Origin of the sequence: Escherichia sp. 93.1518, from assembly GCF_013368915.2 — a bacterium.
Taxonomy (GTDB): Bacteria; Pseudomonadota; Gammaproteobacteria; order Enterobacterales; family Enterobacteriaceae; genus Escherichia; species Escherichia ruysiae.
This window is the reverse complement of sequence record NZ_JABWMT020000010.1, coordinates 44,743-62,444: the sequence shown is the minus strand read 5'-3', so window position 1 is coordinate 62,444 and position 17,702 is coordinate 44,743. Positions and strand designations below refer to the sequence as shown.

Genomic DNA, 17,702 nt, shown 5'->3' with positions numbered 1-17,702 from the left:
AAAATGATATTTTCAGCCTGAATGTTGGCAGGTGAAAGAGGGGATGTTTAACCTTCAGGGATGCCCCATGACTATCTTGCCAGGGGGCAGAAAATGGGTACTTATCCCGCTTTTACCGCAGTGACCATCACTTCAACCAGAATCTCCGGGCGGGCCATCTCCGCTTGTACGGCAGCACGTGCCGGGCTATATCCTTCTGGCATCCAGCTAACCCATACGTCGTTGAACTCGGCAAAATCGCGGCTGATATCTTTTAACCATATCTGAGCAGACAAGAGATGAAATTTATCACTGCCAGCTTTAGCAAGTAATGCGTCGATTTTCTCCAGCACTTCGCGCGTTTGTTGCGCGATGGACGGAGTATTGCTCTTCGGTGTCTGACCGGAGAGAAAAACAAGATTGCCATATTCTACACTGGCGGCAAGACGCGGTTGTGGGTTATTACGTTTGATATTCAAGCTGATTGGCTCCATGTCAGTCCATCAAGTGAAATTGCAGGATCTTCGCCCGACAGCAGAGCGCCTAACACCACGGCACTACCCGCCGCCAGCGTAAAGCCCAGACTGCCCTGACCAAGATTCATCCATAGATTTTGATACTTCGCCCGTCCTAATAGTGGCGGACCCGCAGGGGTGGATGGACGCATACCCGTCCATAATTCGGCCTCATCGATACCTTGCAGTTGCGGAAAACTGGCAGCTACGATCTGTTTTAAGGCGCCAATGCGTTCAGAGCGCAGTTCAGTACCGTCATAGCCAATATCGACCATGGCGGCGATGCGCAACCGGTCACCGAGCCGGGCATAGACAATTTTATGACCATAGTCGGTGACACTGATTTGTGGTGCGATCCCCATTTTTTGTGGGAAGGGGAGCGTCAGACTGTAGCCTTTCAGACCACAGAGCGGTACGTGAGTCCCGGTTCCGGCAAGCAAATGCGTGCTGCCATTACCGGCGGCAACGACATAATCATCCGCAACCAGCGTTCCAGTGCGGGTGGTAATAGACTCAATGCGCTCACCTTTTTTATTCAACTGCAAAACTTCGCAATCGGTCTGTAGCGAAAAATTCGCACTGGCATTAAGTTTGGCAAGTAATGCCTGACAGAACTTATAGCAGTCCGCCGTTTCATCGCCGGGGGAGTAAATACCACCGCACAGGGAATGACCAATATGTTTTAGTGCTGGTTCAAGATGAACACACTCTTCGCGTGATAAAGCCTGTTGAAATTGCGGATCAATGCCTTTTGCTGCTTTGGCTAAATCTTGCTGGCGGCGATGAATAATCAGTTTGCCAGAACGGCGCCAGTGAAAATCATCAAGATTATCCTCCAGCAGCCACTCTTCCATGACCTGACGACTTAACAGTGATAAGCGTAAAATATGGTCGCCATTGAGTTTATTTGTCCGGCTATTACAGGACATTAAAAACGCCAGCAACCAGCGCCACTGGCTAAATGACATGCGCAAACGCATATTCAGAGGGGAGTCACTTTTCCCCATCCACTTAAGCCCCTGCATCGGTACGCCTTTATCCGCCAGAGGAGCAACGTAGCGATAGCTGAGTTGCCCGCCATTAGCGAAACTGGTGGCGATACCTGCCTGACCGTTGCGTTCTAACAATTGCACCTGATGGCCCTGTTTTACCAGAACCCATGCTGTCGCCAGACCAATTACCCCGCCGCCAATAACTACAATGCGTTTTTTCATCACCTGAGATATCCACCGCTAATAAATGCGTTGGGGATATGTCAAAACATTTAGGCCTGAGGAGCAATTGACTTTTTATTTTCAGGGTATAACTCAAGGTTAATGGCTCGCAGTTGCTGACGTAATTGCTGACAGAGGAAATCGACAAATTTTTGTGTAATAGGGCTAAGCGAAACATCGGCACGGCGTAGTAAGCAAAGATCAATTTTTATTGGTGGTTCGATGGAGTGAATTGTCTCTGCCGGGAGGTTATGACGGGCAGAGAAAATATCGGTAATACTGCATCCCATTCCTCGTTTTACAAATTCAGTCGCCATGTAATATGTCTGGACATTCAGGCGCGTCGTCAAAAAATCACGCCGTTTGGCTATTGCATCGGAAAGGGAATAGGGGCCGGGAGAAATCCAGCGTTGTTGGTCAATCTTGTCTATTTCTACCGCGCCCTGTCGATAGTCCCGGTCGATATAAACCAGTGGAACTTCGGCTATCAGCGTCGTCATAATCTCCCCCTGTTGAATCGGCTGTAGCGTCAGAGCCAGATCAATCTCACGCAGATCAAGCTTTTTAACCAACGTTTCGGTGTGCTCTGTCGTCAGTGTCATTACCAGATTCGCATTCTGCTGGTAAAACGCGGTGACTATTTCTGGCACCAGACTTAACCCCAGACTTGGCAGGCATCCCAGGGCTATTTTGGCTCGCGGATCTCGCGTCAGGTTATCGGCCAGCAGTCGCAGGTTATCGAGTTCGTGATAAATCGACTGCGCTTTTTCAAAAAGTGTGATCGCTTCGCTGGTTGGAAGAAGCTTGCCACGAACTCGCTGAAAGAGCTGAAAACCGAGTTTTTGTTCAGCGTTTTTTAACGCTTTACTGGCGGCCGGCTGGGAAATATTCAGCGATTCCGCAGCCCGGGAAAGTGTCCCGCATGTCATCACGGCATAGAAGATTTCCAGGTGGCGCAGTTTCATTAAGAGTTAACCCAGAGTTATAGACGATAGATAAAAAGTCATTTCATGGTAGCACCAAGTTAACATAAATTTAATCTGTAACGCCTGTTCTGGTAACAATGCGTTATTTGCCCACCTAAAGGGGTTAATTACGAACTCAGAATAATACCTGTAGTACCCGGACAAACCCTCAGTGCATTTTGCTAACAATAATAACGAGGGGGGATATTTTCTGAGCTGTCCAAATACATCGGCTGATATTGAAAGTCGATTCGATGGGGTTAAGGAGTTATATGAGTGACTCAATGCTCGCTGGTGGTTCGCTAACCAGACAAAATATCACCAAAAAGAATGTCATTATTGGTTTACTGTTGGTTGTTTTTTTACTGACAGCGTTCTGGTGTCAGGGGCGTCCAGGTAATGAACTCGGACTGCTTGGTTTTACACCGCTGGTAGCGTTAGCGGTGCTCTCGTTGATAGGCGTCGATATTGTTCTGGCAGTTATTTCATCGATTATTATTGCGATGATAATGACCTCCACCGGCTTACCAGAAATGGGCACCATGCTGGCAAAATCGACGGGATCGTTTATCGCCACTGTAGGTCTGATCATCATGCTTGGTGCCGGTGTCGGGGAAGTGGCAACACGTACCGGAGCCGCCGTTGAACTGGTCAAATTTGTGGTACATCGTATCGGGCTTTCCAGCCAGACGCGGGTCAAATTTGGCATCGTTGTATCTTCCATTCTCATCTGTGGCGCGCTGGGCACTATGGCAGGCGGTAATGCCATTATTGTCGCGGTGATTATTCCTGTGGCGGCGGCAGTACGGCTGACACCGCCTACGGTGGCTGCACTGATGATGACGGCGGGGTCAGTGGGATTGTTTACCGGGCCATTTACCCCCAGTACCGTGACGATTTTACAACTCGGCGGCCTGACTTATCCGCAATACCTGATGTACGTTGGATTACCAATGAGCGCCGTGACGTTATTCGCTGGCTGGATCATGGCCGGGCGAATTCAGAAGATGACGGAAGGAAAATTACACTACGAAGTGGATCTCTCTGAGAAAACTCAGGAAGAAGAGGAACCCGCCCGCGTTCGCCGTCGCAAGCTCAGCGCGCTGGCATTTGCCGCAACCATTATTGTTATGGCGGTTATCGGTGTAGTGATAAAAGCAGGTTTTAGTTTTGCCATTATCGTGATGTTACTGGTGGCTTTGTTCACTGGACTGGTGGGAGGATTAAGCCCTGCCGGGATACTGCAGGCGCTGTATAAAGGGTGTGGCAGACTGGTGTGGATGTTTCTGCTCTACTGGCTGTATAACCCGATTCTGGAACTTATGGATAGCCTGCAGGCGTATCAGGGATTGCTCGAATACACCCAACCACTGTTAACCGGGATATCACCGGCATGGCTTTGCTTCTGTATTTTTGCTTTTAACATTATCGGTCATGTGCCAGGCGCCGCTGTTGCTCAGATGACCTTTACGCACAAAATATTTGGTCCAATGTTGATGGCTGCGGGAGTGCCGCCACAGGGGACAACGGCGGTATTGTTAGCCTCATCGCAAGTGGACTGGTTTGGGCCTTTCCCTTCATCGGATATGTTTGGTCAAATGGGGCTGGCACAATCAACTCACCTGAAATATATGCTTTATAACGGTTGGACCATTGTCATTGCCAATATCATTCTTTTTGCCGTGCTGTTTCAGGTATTAGTTTAACGATACAAACCAGGCGATAGCGCACTGTTCGCTATCGCCTGGTGCTCTGCAAGTTTCCCGCCTCGTTATCTGCTAATTTGCGAACCTGTTCCCGGAAAAAAGTCATATTTCTGTCACACTCTTTAATCATTGATAACAAAAGAGGTGTGAGGAATGAAAAAAACGCTAATCGCCGCAGCCGTGGCAGGGATGGCTTTGCTTTCTTCAAATGCTCAGGCACAGACTGTACCGGAAGGCTATCAGCTACAGCAAGTGCTGATGATGAGTCGCCATAACTTACGTGCGCCGCTGGCAAATAATGGCAGCGTGCTTGAGCAGTCGACGCCGAATAAATGGCCGGAATGGGATGTTCCTGGCGGGCAGCTCACCACTAAAGGTGGCGTGCTGGAAGTGTATATGGGTCATTACATGCGTGAGTGGCTGGCAGAGCAGGGGATGGTAAAGTCGGGTGAATGCCCGCCGCCGGACACCGTTTATGCCTACGCAAACAGCCTGCAACGTACCGTCGCTACCGCGCAGTTCTTTATTACTGGTGCATTCCCTGGATGTGATATTCCTGTTCATCACCAGGAAAAAATGGGCACCATGGACCCAACCTTTAACCCGGTAATTACCGATGATTCCGCCGCATTCAGTGAGCAGGCGGTGGCGGCAATGGAGAAAGAGTTCAGCAAACTACAACTGACGGACAGCTATCAGCTACTGGAAAAAATCGTTAACTATAAAGACTCTCCAGCCTGTAAAGAGAAGCAGCAATGTTCGCTGGTGGATGGCAAAAATACTTTTAGTGCGAAGTATCAACAAGAGCCGGGCGTTTCCGGGCCATTGAAAGTCGGCAATTCGCTGGTAGATGCGTTTACTTTGCAATACTACGAAGGTTTCCCGATGGATCAGGTGGCGTGGGGGGAAATTAAATCTGACCAACAGTGGAAGGTGTTGTCGAAGCTGAAAAACGGCTACCAGGACAGCTTGTTTACCTCACCGGAAGTAGCGCGCAATGTTGCGAAACCGCTGGTCAGTTATATCGACAAAGCCCTGGTCACCGATCGCGCCAGCGCACCGAAAATCACTGTGTTGGTAGGGCATGACTCTAATATTGCCTCGCTGCTCACCGCGCTGGATTTTAAACCCTATCAGTTGCATGACCAGAACGAACGCACGCCAATTGGCGGCAAAATCGTTTTCCAGCGTTGGCATGACAGCAAAGCCAATCGTGATTTGATGAAAATCGAGTATGTATACCAGAGCGCGGAACAGTTACGTAATGCCGATGCGTTAACGTTGCAGGCTCCGGCTCAGCGGGTGACGCTGGAATTAAGCGGTTGCCCGATAGATGCTAATGGTTTTTGTCCGATGGATAAGTTTGATAGCGTGTTGAATGAAGCGGTGAAATAACAGAAAACTCCCCCGTCAGCTGCGGGGGAGTCACTGGTTAAACGTTTTTACGTTCGATGGTCTGTTCGCCCCAAAAAAGCGAATCTTTATCGGTTTTGGCAAAGGCTTTGACTAACACTTCATCGCTACCTTCTTCCCAAATTTTTTCCGCCATTTTCTCATCGTACCCGGCGACTTCAAAAATGGCCTCGGCTATTTCCGGTGACGTGTTGCGCAGAGATGCCCATTCACCCACGTGATGAGCTTTCGCTTCTTGAGTTGGCATGTGTATCCTCCTGTTGAAGATTAGCCATTAAGTTTGACTGCCAGACCAGCAACATATTCCCCCTGGTAACGTGCGATAGACAACTCTTCCTGACTGGGCTGGCGCGAACCGTCACCGCCTGCAATGGTGGTCGCGCCATAAGGCGTTCCGCCGCGAACCTGCGAGACGTCAAATAACTCTTGTGCTGCGTAGCCAATAGGGACAATCACCATGCCGTGATGTGCAAGGGTCGTCCAGGTTGAAGTGATAGTCTGTTCCTGACCGCCGCCGGTGCCGGTCGAACTAAAGACGCTTGCCAGTTTGCCGTACAGAGCGCCGGAAGCCCACAGGCCGCCAGTCTGATCCAGGAAAGTACGCATCTGGCCTGACATATTGCCAAAACGGGTTGGTGTACCAAAAATAATCGCGTCGTAATCGGCCAGTTCTTGCGGGGTTGCAACGGGCGCAGTTTGCGTTTTACCGCCTGCTTTTTCGAATAATTGCGGCTGCATGGTTTCCGGTACACGCTTAACGACAACTTCTGCGCCATCGACTTTGCTTGCGCCTTCGGCGACAGCTCGTGCCATCGTTTCGATATGTCCGTACATGGAATAATAAAGCACCAGAACTTTAGCCATTTCTAACCACTCCTCGTGTTATCTCTATTCCGTAGCGATTCGCTACCACTCATTTAAAGATAAGACGTCCTATTCAGAGTGCAAATTTCACAACCACTTATTTGATTTATAACAATTTTCACAAGCATGTAATTTTGTCGCAAAATGATACATTTTTATCCCATAGCGTTTTTTTAATCATAAGAGCGGCTTATGGCTGATTACCGGAAATGATATCTATTCTCGCTAAGAAGCTGTTGCAGGATATTACCAAACGCAGGCTTACCCGCGTCAGTTCACTAAGCTTAGTCCCACGTAGCGAAAATATGGCACCCGCCATACGCCGCGTTAATCCTGGGCACTATGATGACGGAGGTCAGTAATGGCAAACCATCGAGGCGGTTCCGGCAATTTTGCAGAAGACCGCGAAAGAGCATCAGAAGCAGGTAAAAAAGGTGGACAGCACAGCGGGGGGAATTTCAAAAATGACCCGCAGCGCGCATCTGAAGCAGGAAAAAAAGGGGGCAAAAGCAGTCACGGCAAAAGCAACAACTAGCCGGGCTACTCCATGACCAATGCGTTTTGTCTGACGCACGTCATTACGCCACTGCCGCCGGTAATTCCGGCGGTTTTTCGTTCTGGTACTCTTCTTAATATCCTTGTGTTAATACCTTTCTCGCTCATTTCACCATTATTCATTTGTACCGTGAATGTTGATGGTCGAGGCATCGTGCTGATTTTGCTATCCTGTTGCCAATCTACAAGAGGGGAGAGCGCATGACGCAAGGCGCAGTGAAAACAACGGGTAAACGTTCGCGTGCAGTAAGCGCGAAGAAAAAAGCGATTCTTGGTGCGGCGCTGGACACTTTTTCACAATTCGGTTTTCACGGCACAAGGCTGGAACAGATCGCAGAGTTGGCGGGCGTGTCAAAAACCAATCTGCTGTATTACTTCCCGTCGAAAGAGGCGCTGTATATTGCCGTGCTGCGGCAAATTCTCGATATCTGGCTGGCACCGTTAAAAGCGTTTCGTGAAGATTTTTCCCCGCTGGCGGCGATCAAAGAGTACATCCGTCTGAAGCTGGAAGTTTCCCGTGATTATCCGCAGGCTTCGCGCCTGTTCTGTATGGAGATGCTGGCGGGCGCGCCGCTGTTAATGGATGAGCTGACGGGGGATTTGAAGGCGTTAATTGATGAGAAATCGGCGCTGATTGCCGGTTGGGTCAAAAGCGGAAAACTCGCGCCGATTGACCCGCAGCATCTGATTTTTATGATTTGGGCTTCCACCCAACATTATGCCGATTTCGCTCCCCAGGTGGAGGCGGTGACAGGCGCCACGTTGCGCGATGAGGTGTTTTTCAATCAAACGGTTGAAAACGTGCAGCGGATTATTATTGAAGGGATTCGACCACGTTAATGATTGCCGGAGGAAGTTGCAACATCCTCCGGCAAGCTCTTTAACCGATCGTCATTAAACTGGCGTTACCGCCGGCGGCAGCGGTATTCACACTCAGCGAACGTTCGATATACAGCCGTTCCAGAAGGATATTGCTTTCGCCACGGGCAAAACCCTGCACCGAAACAATCGCACCGTCACGCGCGGCAACCGCTTCACACAGTGCACGAAGCTGATCCGAATCACCGTGGAAGATCACCGCATCAAATGGTTGAGCGGTAATATTTTCCGCTTTAGCCAGTTGAATACGTTCGCTGACTGCCGATGGCAATGCCTTCACTAATTGACGATGCAGTGTGTCATCCGTCCACAGCACCCGGCTGCCAACGGCCAACACGGCGGCAAGCTGAGTTAATGCATCCTGTTCATCATCCGCAATACATAACACGCGCTCACGCGGCAGCAGTGTCCAGGTGTTGCGTTCACCCGTCGGCCCTGGCAGCAATCGCTGTGTTCCTGCCTGCGCCAGCTCACCATATTGCGCACATAACGCCTGCAATTCTGTCCGGTTTGCAGCCCATTCCCGTAGTGCATTCAGTGGCTGGATCAATGCGGCTTTCAACTGCGCATCGACCGGATACTCTGCATCCTGACGCGCGAGTGTCACCGCCAGCGCGCTTTCCGGGCGATTCGCCAGCAGACGGTAGAGATAAAGCGGACCGCCTGCTTTCGGACCTGTACCGGACAACCCTTCGCCGCCGAACGGCTGCACACCAACCACTGCGCCAACCATATTACGGTTAACATACAGGTTACCGACATGCGCCGAGCCAGTGACCTGGGCAATGGTTTCATCAATACGTGTATGAACGCCAAGCGTCAGACCATAACCGGAAGCGTTAATCTGCTCGATCAGCTCTGGGAGCTGGTTACGGTTGTAACGCACCACATGCAGCACCGGACCAAAGACCTCTTTTTGCAATTCGGCAAAGTCATCCAGTTCGATCAGCGTCGGGGCGACAAAGGTGCCGCTTTGCCATTCACGGGCATCTTCGCTGTTTTCCCGCACCGCCTGGAACACCGGACGGCCTTTGCTACGCATGGTCTGAATATGACGCTCGATATTGGCTTTCGCTTCGCTATCAATCACCGGACCGATATCGGTGGTCAGGCGACCCGGATTACCCATCCGGCATTCGGCCATTGCGCCGCGCAGCATTTTCAACGTGTGGTCGGCAATCTCATCTTGCAGGCACAGCACGCGCAGTGCCGAACAACGCTGACCTGCACTGTCGAACGCTGAGGCCAGCACATCTATGACAACTTGTTCAGTCAGAGCGGAGGAATCGACAATCATCGCGTTCATACCGCCGGTTTCAGCGATGAGCGGAATAGGGCGACCCTGAGCGTCCAGGCGGCTGGCGATATTGCGTTGCAGTAACGTAGCGACTTCGGTTGATCCGGTAAACATCACCCCGCGCACGCGATCATCACCCGTCAGTTGCGCGCCCACGGTTTCACCCCGACCTGGCAGCAATTGCACCACGCCTGGCGGTACACCGGCTTCCAGTAAAATAGAGATGCCTTGCGCGGCTATCAGCGGCGTTTGTTCTGCCGGTTTTGCCAGTACGCTGTTACCTGCCGCCAGTGCGGCGGCGATCTGCCCGGTGAAAATCGCCAGCGGGAAGTTCCACGGGCTGATACACACCACTGGCCCTAATGGACGATGAGTTTCGTTAGCGAAATCGTCTCGCACCTGTCCGGCGTAGTAGTGGAGAAAATCGACAGCTTCGCGCACTTCAGCAATGGCGTTACTGAAGGTTTTCCCGGCTTCACGCACCAGAATACCAATCAGTTGCTGCATCTGGCTTTCCATCAGCACGGCAGCGCGATGCAATATCGCCGCACGTTCAGCCGGAGGAGTGGCAAACCAGATTGGCGCATTATTAACCGCATTTTCCAGTGCCTGTTCCACTTCACGCGGCGTGGCTTCACGCACATAGCCCACAATATCTTTCGGTTCCGCAGGGTTAATAACGGGTGACATCTCACCTGCCGCTACCGGCTGTTCCAGCATTGGCAAGGCCTGCCATTTTTGCAGCGCACTGTTGAGCAGGGCAGAGGAGAGCGATGCCAGACGGTGTTCGTTGGCGAGATCTAACCCTGCCGAGTTGTCGCGCCCCTGACCGTAAAGATCGCGCGGCAGCGGAATTTTCGGATGCGGTAGCCCTGTTTGCCCTTCCTGTTGTGCCATTTTTTCTACGGCAGTGACCGGATCAGCAACCAGTTCATCCAGTGGCAAAGAGGTGTCGGCAATACGGTTAACAAACGAGGTGTTGGCACCGTTTTCCAGCAGGCGACGTACCAGATACGCCAGCAGCGTTTCATGCGTACCGACCGGCGCGTAAATACGACACGGGCGGTTAAGTTTGCCGTCGGCAACTTTCCCGGTGACCTGCTCATACAGTGGTTCGCCCATGCCGTGCAGGCACTGGAACTCGTACTGACCAGGATAGTAGTTTTGACCCGCCAGTTGATAAATTGCCGCCAGCGTATGGGCGTTGTGCGTCGCGAACTGCGGGTAGATTAAATTCGGCACCGCCAGCAGCTTTTTCGCACAGGCGAGATAAGAAACGTCGGTATACACCTTGCGGGTATAAACCGGATAACCTTCAAGGCCGTCCATCTGCGCACGCTTGATTTCGCTGTCCCAGTACGCGCCTTTCACCAGGCGAATCATCAGACGGCGACGGCTGCGGGTGGCGAGATCAATCAGGTAATCAATTACCATCGGGCAGCGTTTCTGATAAGCCTGAATAACAAAACCGATGCCGTTCCAGCCTGCCAGTTCCGGCTCGAAACAGAGTTTTTCCAACAGATCGAGGGAGATCTCCAGACGATCGGCCTCTTCGGCATCGATGTTAATACCAATATCGTACTGACGCGCCAGCAGGGTGAGTGATTTCAGACGTGGGTAAAGCTCTTCCATTACCCGGTCATACTGGGCACGGCTATAACGCGGATGCAGCGCCGACAGTTTGATTGAAATGCCCGGCCCTTCATAGATGCCACGACCGTTAGACGCTTTACCAATGGCGTGAATCGCCTGCTGATAGGACACCATATACGCCTGCGCATCTGCGGCGGTCAGCGCGGCTTCGCCGAGCATATCGTAAGAGTAACGGAAACCTTTCTCTTCCAGCTTGCGGGCATTGGCTAATGCTTCCGCGATGGTTTCGCCAGTGACAAACTGTTCGCCCATCAGGCGCATCGCCATATCCACACCTTTGCGGATCAGCGGTTCACCGCTCTTACCGATAATGCGATTTAGCGAACGGGAGAGGCTGGCTTCGTTATGGGTAGAAACCAGTTTGCCGGTAAACAGCAGCCCCCAGGTGGCGGCATTAACAAACAAAGACGGGCTACGACCAATGTGTGACTGCCAGTTACCGTTGCTGATTTTGTCGCGAATTAACGCATCACGGGTGGCTTTGTCGGGAATACGTAGCAACGCTTCCGCCAGACACATCAGCGCCACGCCTTCCTGCGATGACAGTGAAAACTCCTGCAATAATCCCTGAACCATGCCTGCGCGACCACTGGCGTTTTTTTGATTACGCAGTTTATCTGCCAGTTGATATGCCAGTTTGTGCGCCTGTTCCGCAATCGGCTGCGGCAGGCGAGCTTGTTCCAGCAGCATAGAAACCGCTTCGGTTTCCGGGCGGCGATAGGCAGCGGTGATGGCAGCACGGGAAACTGACTGCGGCAAAATTTGCTCGGCAAAGTCGAGGAATGGCTGGTGTGGTTCCTCTGCCGGAGTCGGTGCTTCATCGCTCTCATTGGCAGCGCCAGAAAGCAGCGCAGGCAGCTCCGGCAGGGTATCGCTGTTCTCCAGTTGTTCAAGATAAGAAAAAATCGCCTGCTTAATTAACCAGTGTGGCGTGCGATCGATACGTGTCGCGGCTGACTTAATACGCTCGCGCGTCGCGTCGTCCAGCTTAACCCCCATGGTGGTGGTTCCCATGCCATTACTCCTGTTGTTCTGAAAGGTGCAACTTAACGTTATTGTGAAATATCCATTATGTTGCAACTTTGTGCAACCATGTTAAATGTGACTTACGTAGCAAGCTTAAAAATGAATGAAATGTTAATAAAAGAAATCGATATGACAGGGAATAAAAAATAACGCAGACTTTTTCTCTGCGGCAGTTAACATTTTTGAAAGGTGCAACCGCAAAAAATGTGAGGGAGTGCAACCTGATGAAAAATAGTATCGCTGGGCACTAAAATTTAATGTAAATGATGTGTTAAATCGATTGTGAATAACCAACGCTTCCGGCAGGATACGGTCGCCCTGGTAAACATAAACTCTGTTACCCCGTTCCGGTGGCAGATATAACGGCAAGTTTCGACATTGCCGATAATAATTTTTTGGAGACTTTAGATGGCTATTAGCACACCGATGTTGGTGACATTTTGTGTCTATATCTTTGGCATGATATTGATTGGGTTTATCGCCTGGCGATCAACGAAAAACTTTGACGACTATATTCTGGGCGGTCGCAGCCTTGGGCCGTTTGTAACGGCATTATCGGCGGGGGCGTCGGATATGAGCGGCTGGCTATTAATGGGGCTGCCGGGCGCAGTGTTTCTTTCCGGGATTTCCGAAAGCTGGATCGCTATTGGCCTGACATTAGGCGCGTGGATTAACTGGAAACTGGTGGCCGGGCGGTTGCGTGTGCATACCGAATACAACAATAACGCCTTAACCCTGCCGGATTATTTCACCGGGCGCTTTGAAGATAAAAGCCGTATTTTGCGCATTATCTCCGCGCTGGTTATTTTGCTGTTCTTCACCATTTATTGCGCTTCGGGCATTGTGGCAGGCGCGCGTCTGTTTGAAAGCACCTTTGGCATGAGCTACGAAACGGCTCTGTGGGCAGGTGCAGCGGCGACCATCCTCTATACCTTTATTGGCGGCTTCCTCGCGGTGAGCTGGACCGATACTGTACAGGCCAGCCTGATGATTTTTGCCCTGATCCTGACGCCGGTTATTGTAATCATTAGCGTTGGTGGGTTTGGCGACTCGCTGGAAGTGATCAAACAAAAGAGCATTGAAAACGTTGATATGCTTAAAGGACTGAATTTTGTCGCCATTATCTCGCTGATGGGCTGGGGGCTGGGTTACTTCGGGCAGCCGCATATTCTGGCGCGTTTTATGGCGGCGGATTCTCACCACAGCATCGTCCATGCGCGTCGTATCAGTATGACCTGGATGATCCTCTGCCTCGCTGGGGCGGTGGCTGTCGGCTTCTTTGGGATTGCTTACTTTAATGATCATCCTGCGGTAGCAGGTGCGGTAAACCAGAACGCTGAACGCGTGTTTATCGAACTGGCGCAAATTCTGTTTAACCCGTGGATTGCCGGGATCCTGCTGTCGGCGATTCTGGCGGCGGTGATGTCAACGTTAAGCTGTCAGTTGCTGGTATGTTCCAGTGCGATTACCGAAGATCTGTACAAAGCATTTCTGCGTAAACATGCCAGCCAGAAAGAACTGGTGTGGGTAGGGCGTGTTATGGTGCTGGTGGTGGCGCTGGTGGCCATTGAGTTGGCAGCGAACCCGGAAAACCGCGTGCTGGGGCTGGTGAGCTACGCGTGGGCAGGCTTTGGCGCGGCGTTTGGTCCGGTGGTGCTGTTCTCGGTGATGTGGTCACGCATGACGCGCAACGGCGCGCTGGCGGGGATGATCATCGGTGCGCTGACGGTTATCGTCTGGAAACAGTTCGGCTGGCTGGGTCTGTACGAAATTATTCCGGGCTTTATCTTCGGCAGCATTGGGATTGTGGTGTTTAGTTTGCTGGGTAAAGCGCCGTCAGCGGCGATGCAAAAACGCTTTGCCGAAGCAGATGCGCACTATCATTCGGCGCCACCGTCACGGTTGCAGGAAGGTTAAGGGAAGGCGTTTTACCGAAAATTCCACGTCATAATGGGAAGCAGAAGAGGGCAATCAGTGATTGCCCTCTGTGTTTTCTCGCAAAAAAAATTTACATTTCCTCATCATTATCACTACATTCCGCTTGTGTATTTCTCCGCCGTAATGATAATCGCTATCACTGCGATTTACTTTTCTTTGCATAGATTGACTCAGAAAAACGTTTAAGGGTGGGTGGCATGTTTGTTCCGTTTCTCATTATGTTGCGCGAAGGACTTGAAGCCGCGCTGATTGTCAGTTTGATTGCCAGCTATCTTAAGCGTACCCAGCGAGGCCGATGGATTGGTGTGATGTGGATTGGCGTGTTGCTTGCCGCTGCGTTGTGCCTGGGGTTGGGTATCTTCATTAATGAAACCACCGGCGAATTTCCGCAAAAAGAACAGGAGCTGTTTGAAGGTATCGTGGCGGTGATCGCCGTGGTGATCCTCACCTGGATGGTTTTCTGGATGCGCAAAGTGTCGCGCAACGTCAAAGTGCAACTGGAGCAGGCGGTCGATAGCGCATTGCAGCGCGGGAATCATCACGGCTGGGCGCTGGTGATGATGGTCTTTTTTGCCGTTGCACGGGAAGGGCTGGAGTCGGTCTTTTTCCTGCTGGCGGCATTTCAGCAAGATGTCGGGATCTGGCCGCCGCTCGGTGCAATGCTTGGCCTCGCCATGGCCGTGGTGCTTGGTTTCCTGCTCTACTGGGGCGGTATTCGCCTCAATATTGGCGCATTTTTCAAATGGACCAGCCTGTTTATTCTCTTCGTCGCCGCAGGGCTGGCTGCAGGTGCCATTCGCGCATTTCATGAAGCCGGATTGTGGAACCACTTTCAGGAAATCGCCTTCGATATGAGCGCGGTGCTCTCAACTCACTCGCTGTTCGGCACGCTGATGGAAGGTATTTTTGGTTATCAGGAAGCGCCGAGCGTCAGCGAAGTCGCCGTCTGGTTTATTTATCTCATCCCGGCGCTGGTGGCGTTTGCTCTGCCGCCACGTGCAGGAACGACAGCGTCTCGCTCCGCGTAACAAATACGACGCAAACTCTTGCTTAGTTACAACATACTTTAAAGGGATAGTCTCGTCATGACCATTAACTTCCGCCGTAGCGCACTGCAATTAAGCGTGGCTGCGCTGTTCTCTTCTGCTTTTATGGCAAATGCCGCTGATGTGCCGCAGGTCAAAGTGACCGTGACGGATAAGCAGTGCGAACCAATGACTATTACGGTTAACGCCGGGAAAACGCAGTTTATCATTCAGAACCACAGTCAGAAGGCGCTGGAGTGGGAGATCCTCAAAGGCGTGATGGTGGTGGAAGAGCGGGAAAATATCGCCCCTGGTTTTAGCCAAAAAATGACGGCGAATTTACAGCCTGGTGAATACGATATGACCTGCGGTCTGCTGACTAACCCGAAAGGGAAGTTGATCGTCAAAGGCGAGGCGACGGCGGATGCGGCGCAAAGTGATGCACTGTTAAGCCTCGGCGGTGCAATCACCGCATATAAGACGTATGTCATGGCGGAAACCACGCAGCTGGTGACCGACACTAAAGCCTTTACCGACGCCATTAAAGCGGGCGATATCGAAAAAGCGAAAGCACTGTATGCGCCGACGCGCCAGCACTATGAGCGCATTGAACCGATCGCTGAACTGTTCTCCGATCTGGATGGCAGCATTGACGCCCGTGAGGATGATTACGAGCAAAAAGCTGCCGACCCAAAATTCACCGGTTTCCACCGTCTGGAAAAAGCCTTGTTTGGCGACAACACCACCAAAGGAATGGATCAGTACGCTGACCAGCTTTATACCGATGTGGTCGATTTGCATAAACGCATCAGTGAACTGGCTTTCCCACCTTCAAAAGTGGTCGGCGGCGCAGCGGGACTGATTGAGGAAGTGGCAGCCAGCAAAATTAGCGGTGAAGAAGATCGCTACAGCCACACCGATCTGTGGGATTTCCAGGCTAACGTTGAAGGCTCGCAGAAAATTGTCGATCTGCTGCGTCCACAATTGAAAAAAGCTAACCCGGAACTGTTAACAAAAGTCGATACCAACTTCAAAAAGGTCGATACCATTCTGGCGAAATACCGTACCAAAGACGGCTTTGAAACCTACGACAAATTGACTGATGCCGACCGTAACGCGCTAAAAGGCCCGATTACCGCGCTGGCGGAAGATCTGGCGCAACTTCGCGGTGTGCTGGGACTGGATTAAGCGTTATGCAGTATGAAGATGAAAACGGCGTGAATGAACCGTCACGCCGACGTTTACTGAAAGGGATTGGTGCACTGGCGCTGGCGGGAAGTTGCCCGGTGGCTCATGCACAAAAAGCGCAAAGTGCACCGGGTACGCTTTCGCCGGATGCGCGCAATGAGAAACAGCCGTTTTATGGCGAACATCAGGCGGGGATTGTGACGCCACAGCAGGCCGCAATGATGCTGGTGGCGTTTGATGTGCTTGCCAGTGATAAAGCCGATCTTGAGCGGTTGTTTCGCTTGTTGACTCAGCGTTTTGCTTTTCTGACTCAGGGCGGAATGGCACCAGAAACGCCAAATCCGCGCCTGCCGCCACTCGATTCCGGTATTCTTGGCGGCTACATTGCGCCTGATAATCTCACCATCACGTTGTCTGTTGGTCACTCGTTGTTTGATGAGCGGTTTGGCCTTGCGCCACAGATGCCGAAAAAGTTGCAGAAGATGACGCGTTTCCCCAACGACTCGCTTGATGCAGCGTTATGTCATGGAGATGTGTTGCTACAGATTTGCGCCAATACCCAGGACACGGTGATCCACGCGCTGCGCGATATCATTAAACACACGCCGGATTTGCTCAGCGTGCGCTGGAAGCGGGAAGGGTTTATTTCCGATCATGCGGCGCGTAGTAAAGGCAAAGAGACGCCGATTAATTTGCTGGGCTTTAAAGACGGCACTGCTAATCCCGACAGCCATAATGCGAAGTTGATGCAAAAAGTGGTGTGGGTCACGGCAGATCAGCAGGAACCTGCCTGGACTATCGGTGGTAGCTACCAGGCGGTGCGGTTGATTCAGTTTCGGGTGGAATTTTGGGACAGAACGCCACTGAAAGAACAGCAGATGATTTTTGGTCGTGATAAGCAAACCGGTGCTCCGCTAGGAATGCAGCACGAGCATGATGTGCCCGATTACGCCAGCGATCCTGAAGGGAAGGTGATAGCACTGGACAGCCATATCCGGCTGGCGAATCCACGCACGCCAGAGAGTGAGTCCAGCCTGATGTTGCGCCGTGGCTACAGTTATTCACTGGGCGTCACCAACTCCGGGCAACTGGATATGGGGCTACTGTTCGTTTGCTACCAACACGATCTGGAAAAGGGCTTCCTGACAGTACAAAAAAGGCTGAACGGCGAGGCGCTGGAGGAATACGTTAAACCTATCGGTGGCGGTTATTTCTTTGCGTTGCCAGGGGTGAAGGACGCGAACGATTATCTCGGAAGCGCATTATTGCGGGTTTAATGTTTTTAGGCGGATAGGCGTTACGCCGCATCCGACGTTCGTGCGCTGATGCCTGATGCGATGCTGGCGCATCTCATCAGGCCTACAATCGGTGTAGGATCGGTAGGCAGGATAAGGCGTTACGCCGCATCCGACGTTCGTGCGCTGGTGCCTGATGCGATGCTGACGCATCTTATCAGTTCTACAATCGGTGCCGGATCGGTAGGCA

General features: G+C 51.7%; 14 protein-coding genes. 8 read left to right on the top strand and 6 right to left on the bottom strand.

Features of this window, described 5'->3' with window-relative positions; genetic code table 11:
- Positions 1 to 101 precede the first annotated feature (101 nt).
- Genes HEN21_RS09530 through HEN21_RS09520 form a run of 3 tightly spaced genes read right to left on the bottom strand, consistent with a single transcriptional unit; the run spans position 102 to position 2,673 of the window.
- The gene (locus HEN21_RS09530; RefSeq protein WP_105284948.1) at positions 102 to 458 is read right to left on the bottom strand and encodes a RidA family protein; all 357 of its coding nucleotides are present in this window, start codon (positions 456 to 458) and stop codon (positions 102 to 104) included.
- Entirely contained in the window at positions 455 to 1,708 is a 1,254-nt protein-coding gene (locus HEN21_RS09525; protein ID WP_176252284.1) for a D-amino acid dehydrogenase, read from the bottom strand. The genes HEN21_RS09530 and HEN21_RS09525 overlap by 4 nt, the downstream gene beginning before the upstream one ends.
- A 50-nt stretch (positions 1,709 to 1,758) precedes the next feature.
- Positions 1,759 to 2,673: a LysR family transcriptional regulator gene (locus HEN21_RS09520; protein WP_000776563.1), complete on the bottom strand. Its 915-nt coding sequence runs from the start codon at positions 2,671 to 2,673 to the stop codon at positions 1,759 to 1,761.
- Positions 2,674 to 2,945: 272 nt separating this feature from the next.
- Here HEN21_RS09520 and HEN21_RS09515 point away from each other — a divergent pair, with 272 nt between their 5' ends.
- Both HEN21_RS09515 and agp read left to right on the top strand, forming a co-directional pair.
- Positions 2,946 to 4,379, top strand: coding sequence for a gluconate:proton symporter (locus HEN21_RS09515; RefSeq protein ID WP_105284909.1), 1,434 nt, complete (start codon positions 2,946 to 2,948; stop codon positions 4,377 to 4,379).
- Positions 4,380 to 4,532: 153 nt separating this feature from the next.
- Complete coding sequence (agp, locus tag HEN21_RS09510) at positions 4,533 to 5,774, top strand: bifunctional glucose-1-phosphatase/inositol phosphatase (RefSeq protein ID WP_176252285.1); 1,242 nt, start codon at positions 4,533 to 4,535, stop codon at positions 5,772 to 5,774.
- Between the two features lie 37 nt (positions 5,775 to 5,811).
- Here the strand turns inward: agp and HEN21_RS09505 are convergent, their stop codons facing one another.
- Both HEN21_RS09505 and wrbA read right to left on the bottom strand, forming a co-directional pair.
- On the bottom strand, positions 5,812 to 6,039 hold the full coding sequence (locus HEN21_RS09505; RefSeq protein ID WP_001143120.1) for a YccJ family protein: 228 nt from the start codon (positions 6,037 to 6,039) through the stop codon (positions 5,812 to 5,814).
- Between the two features lie 20 nt (positions 6,040 to 6,059).
- Positions 6,060 to 6,656, bottom strand: a complete 597-nt coding sequence (gene wrbA / locus HEN21_RS09500) for an NAD(P)H:quinone oxidoreductase (RefSeq protein WP_001151442.1) — start codon at positions 6,654 to 6,656, stop codon at positions 6,060 to 6,062.
- 361 nt (positions 6,657 to 7,017) lie between these two features.
- On the opposite strand from wrbA, the gene HEN21_RS09495 reads away from it, so the two are divergent.
- Complete coding sequence (locus HEN21_RS09495; protein WP_001273661.1) at positions 7,018 to 7,191, top strand: con-10 family general stress protein; 174 nt, start codon at positions 7,018 to 7,020, stop codon at positions 7,189 to 7,191.
- 221 nt (positions 7,192 to 7,412) lie between these two features.
- Positions 7,413 to 8,051: an HTH-type transcriptional regulator RutR gene (rutR, locus tag HEN21_RS09490; protein ID WP_010352087.1), complete on the top strand. Its 639-nt coding sequence runs from the start codon at positions 7,413 to 7,415 to the stop codon at positions 8,049 to 8,051.
- Between the two features lie 40 nt (positions 8,052 to 8,091).
- On the opposite strand, the gene putA is transcribed toward rutR, so the two are convergent.
- Positions 8,092 to 12,054: a trifunctional transcriptional regulator/proline dehydrogenase/L-glutamate gamma-semialdehyde dehydrogenase gene (putA, locus tag HEN21_RS09485; RefSeq protein ID WP_176252286.1), complete on the bottom strand. Its 3,963-nt coding sequence runs from the start codon at positions 12,052 to 12,054 to the stop codon at positions 8,092 to 8,094.
- A 420-nt stretch (positions 12,055 to 12,474) separates the two neighbouring features.
- On the opposite strand from putA, the gene putP reads away from it, so the two are divergent.
- From putP to efeB, 4 genes are all read left to right on the top strand, one after another.
- Positions 12,475 to 13,983 carry a sodium/proline symporter PutP gene (gene putP / locus HEN21_RS09480; protein WP_176252287.1) on the top strand — a complete coding sequence of 503 codons (1,509 nt, stop codon included), beginning with the start codon at positions 12,475 to 12,477 and terminating at the stop codon, positions 13,981 to 13,983.
- 218 nt (positions 13,984 to 14,201) lie between these two features.
- On the top strand, positions 14,202 to 15,032 hold the full coding sequence (gene efeU / locus HEN21_RS09475; protein WP_176252288.1) for an iron uptake transporter permease EfeU: 831 nt from the start codon (positions 14,202 to 14,204) through the stop codon (positions 15,030 to 15,032).
- A gap of 57 nt (positions 15,033 to 15,089) precedes the next feature.
- Positions 15,090 to 16,217, top strand: a complete 1,128-nt coding sequence (efeO, locus tag HEN21_RS09470; RefSeq protein WP_000154421.1) for an iron uptake system protein EfeO — start codon at positions 15,090 to 15,092, stop codon at positions 16,215 to 16,217.
- Between the two features lie 5 nt (positions 16,218 to 16,222).
- Complete coding sequence (gene efeB / locus HEN21_RS09465) at positions 16,223 to 17,494, top strand: iron uptake transporter deferrochelatase/peroxidase subunit (RefSeq protein ID WP_176252289.1); 1,272 nt, start codon at positions 16,223 to 16,225, stop codon at positions 17,492 to 17,494.
- Positions 17,495 to 17,702 lie beyond the last annotated feature (208 nt).

Bases quoted from the DNA above. Each gene is read 5' to 3' on its own strand.
- efeO (WP_000154421.1), top strand. From the start codon at position 15,090: ATGACCATTAACTTCCGCCGTAGCGCACTGCAATTAAGCGTGGCTGCG.
- HEN21_RS09520 (WP_000776563.1), bottom strand. From the start codon at position 2,673: ATGAAACTGCGCCACCTGGAAATCTTCTATGCCGTGATGACATGCGGG.
- putP (WP_176252287.1), top strand. From the start codon at position 12,475: ATGGCTATTAGCACACCGATGTTGGTGACATTTTGTGTCTATATCTTT.
- wrbA (WP_001151442.1), bottom strand. From the start codon at position 6,656: ATGGCTAAAGTTCTGGTGCTTTATTATTCCATGTACGGACATATCGAA.
- HEN21_RS09495 (WP_001273661.1), top strand. From the start codon at position 7,018: ATGGCAAACCATCGAGGCGGTTCCGGCAATTTTGCAGAAGACCGCGAA.
- efeB (WP_176252289.1), top strand. From the start codon at position 16,223: ATGCAGTATGAAGATGAAAACGGCGTGAATGAACCGTCACGCCGACGT.
- putA (WP_176252286.1), bottom strand. From the start codon at position 12,054: ATGGGAACCACCACCATGGGGGTTAAGCTGGACGACGCGACGCGCGAG.
- HEN21_RS09515 (WP_105284909.1), top strand. From the start codon at position 2,946: ATGAGTGACTCAATGCTCGCTGGTGGTTCGCTAACCAGACAAAATATC.
- HEN21_RS09505 (WP_001143120.1), bottom strand. From the start codon at position 6,039: ATGCCAACTCAAGAAGCGAAAGCTCATCACGTGGGTGAATGGGCATCT.
- HEN21_RS09525 (WP_176252284.1), bottom strand. From the start codon at position 1,708: ATGAAAAAACGCATTGTAGTTATTGGCGGCGGGGTAATTGGTCTGGCG.
- efeU (WP_176252288.1), top strand. From the start codon at position 14,202: ATGTTTGTTCCGTTTCTCATTATGTTGCGCGAAGGACTTGAAGCCGCG.
- rutR (WP_010352087.1), top strand. From the start codon at position 7,413: ATGACGCAAGGCGCAGTGAAAACAACGGGTAAACGTTCGCGTGCAGTA.
- agp (WP_176252285.1), top strand. From the start codon at position 4,533: ATGAAAAAAACGCTAATCGCCGCAGCCGTGGCAGGGATGGCTTTGCTT.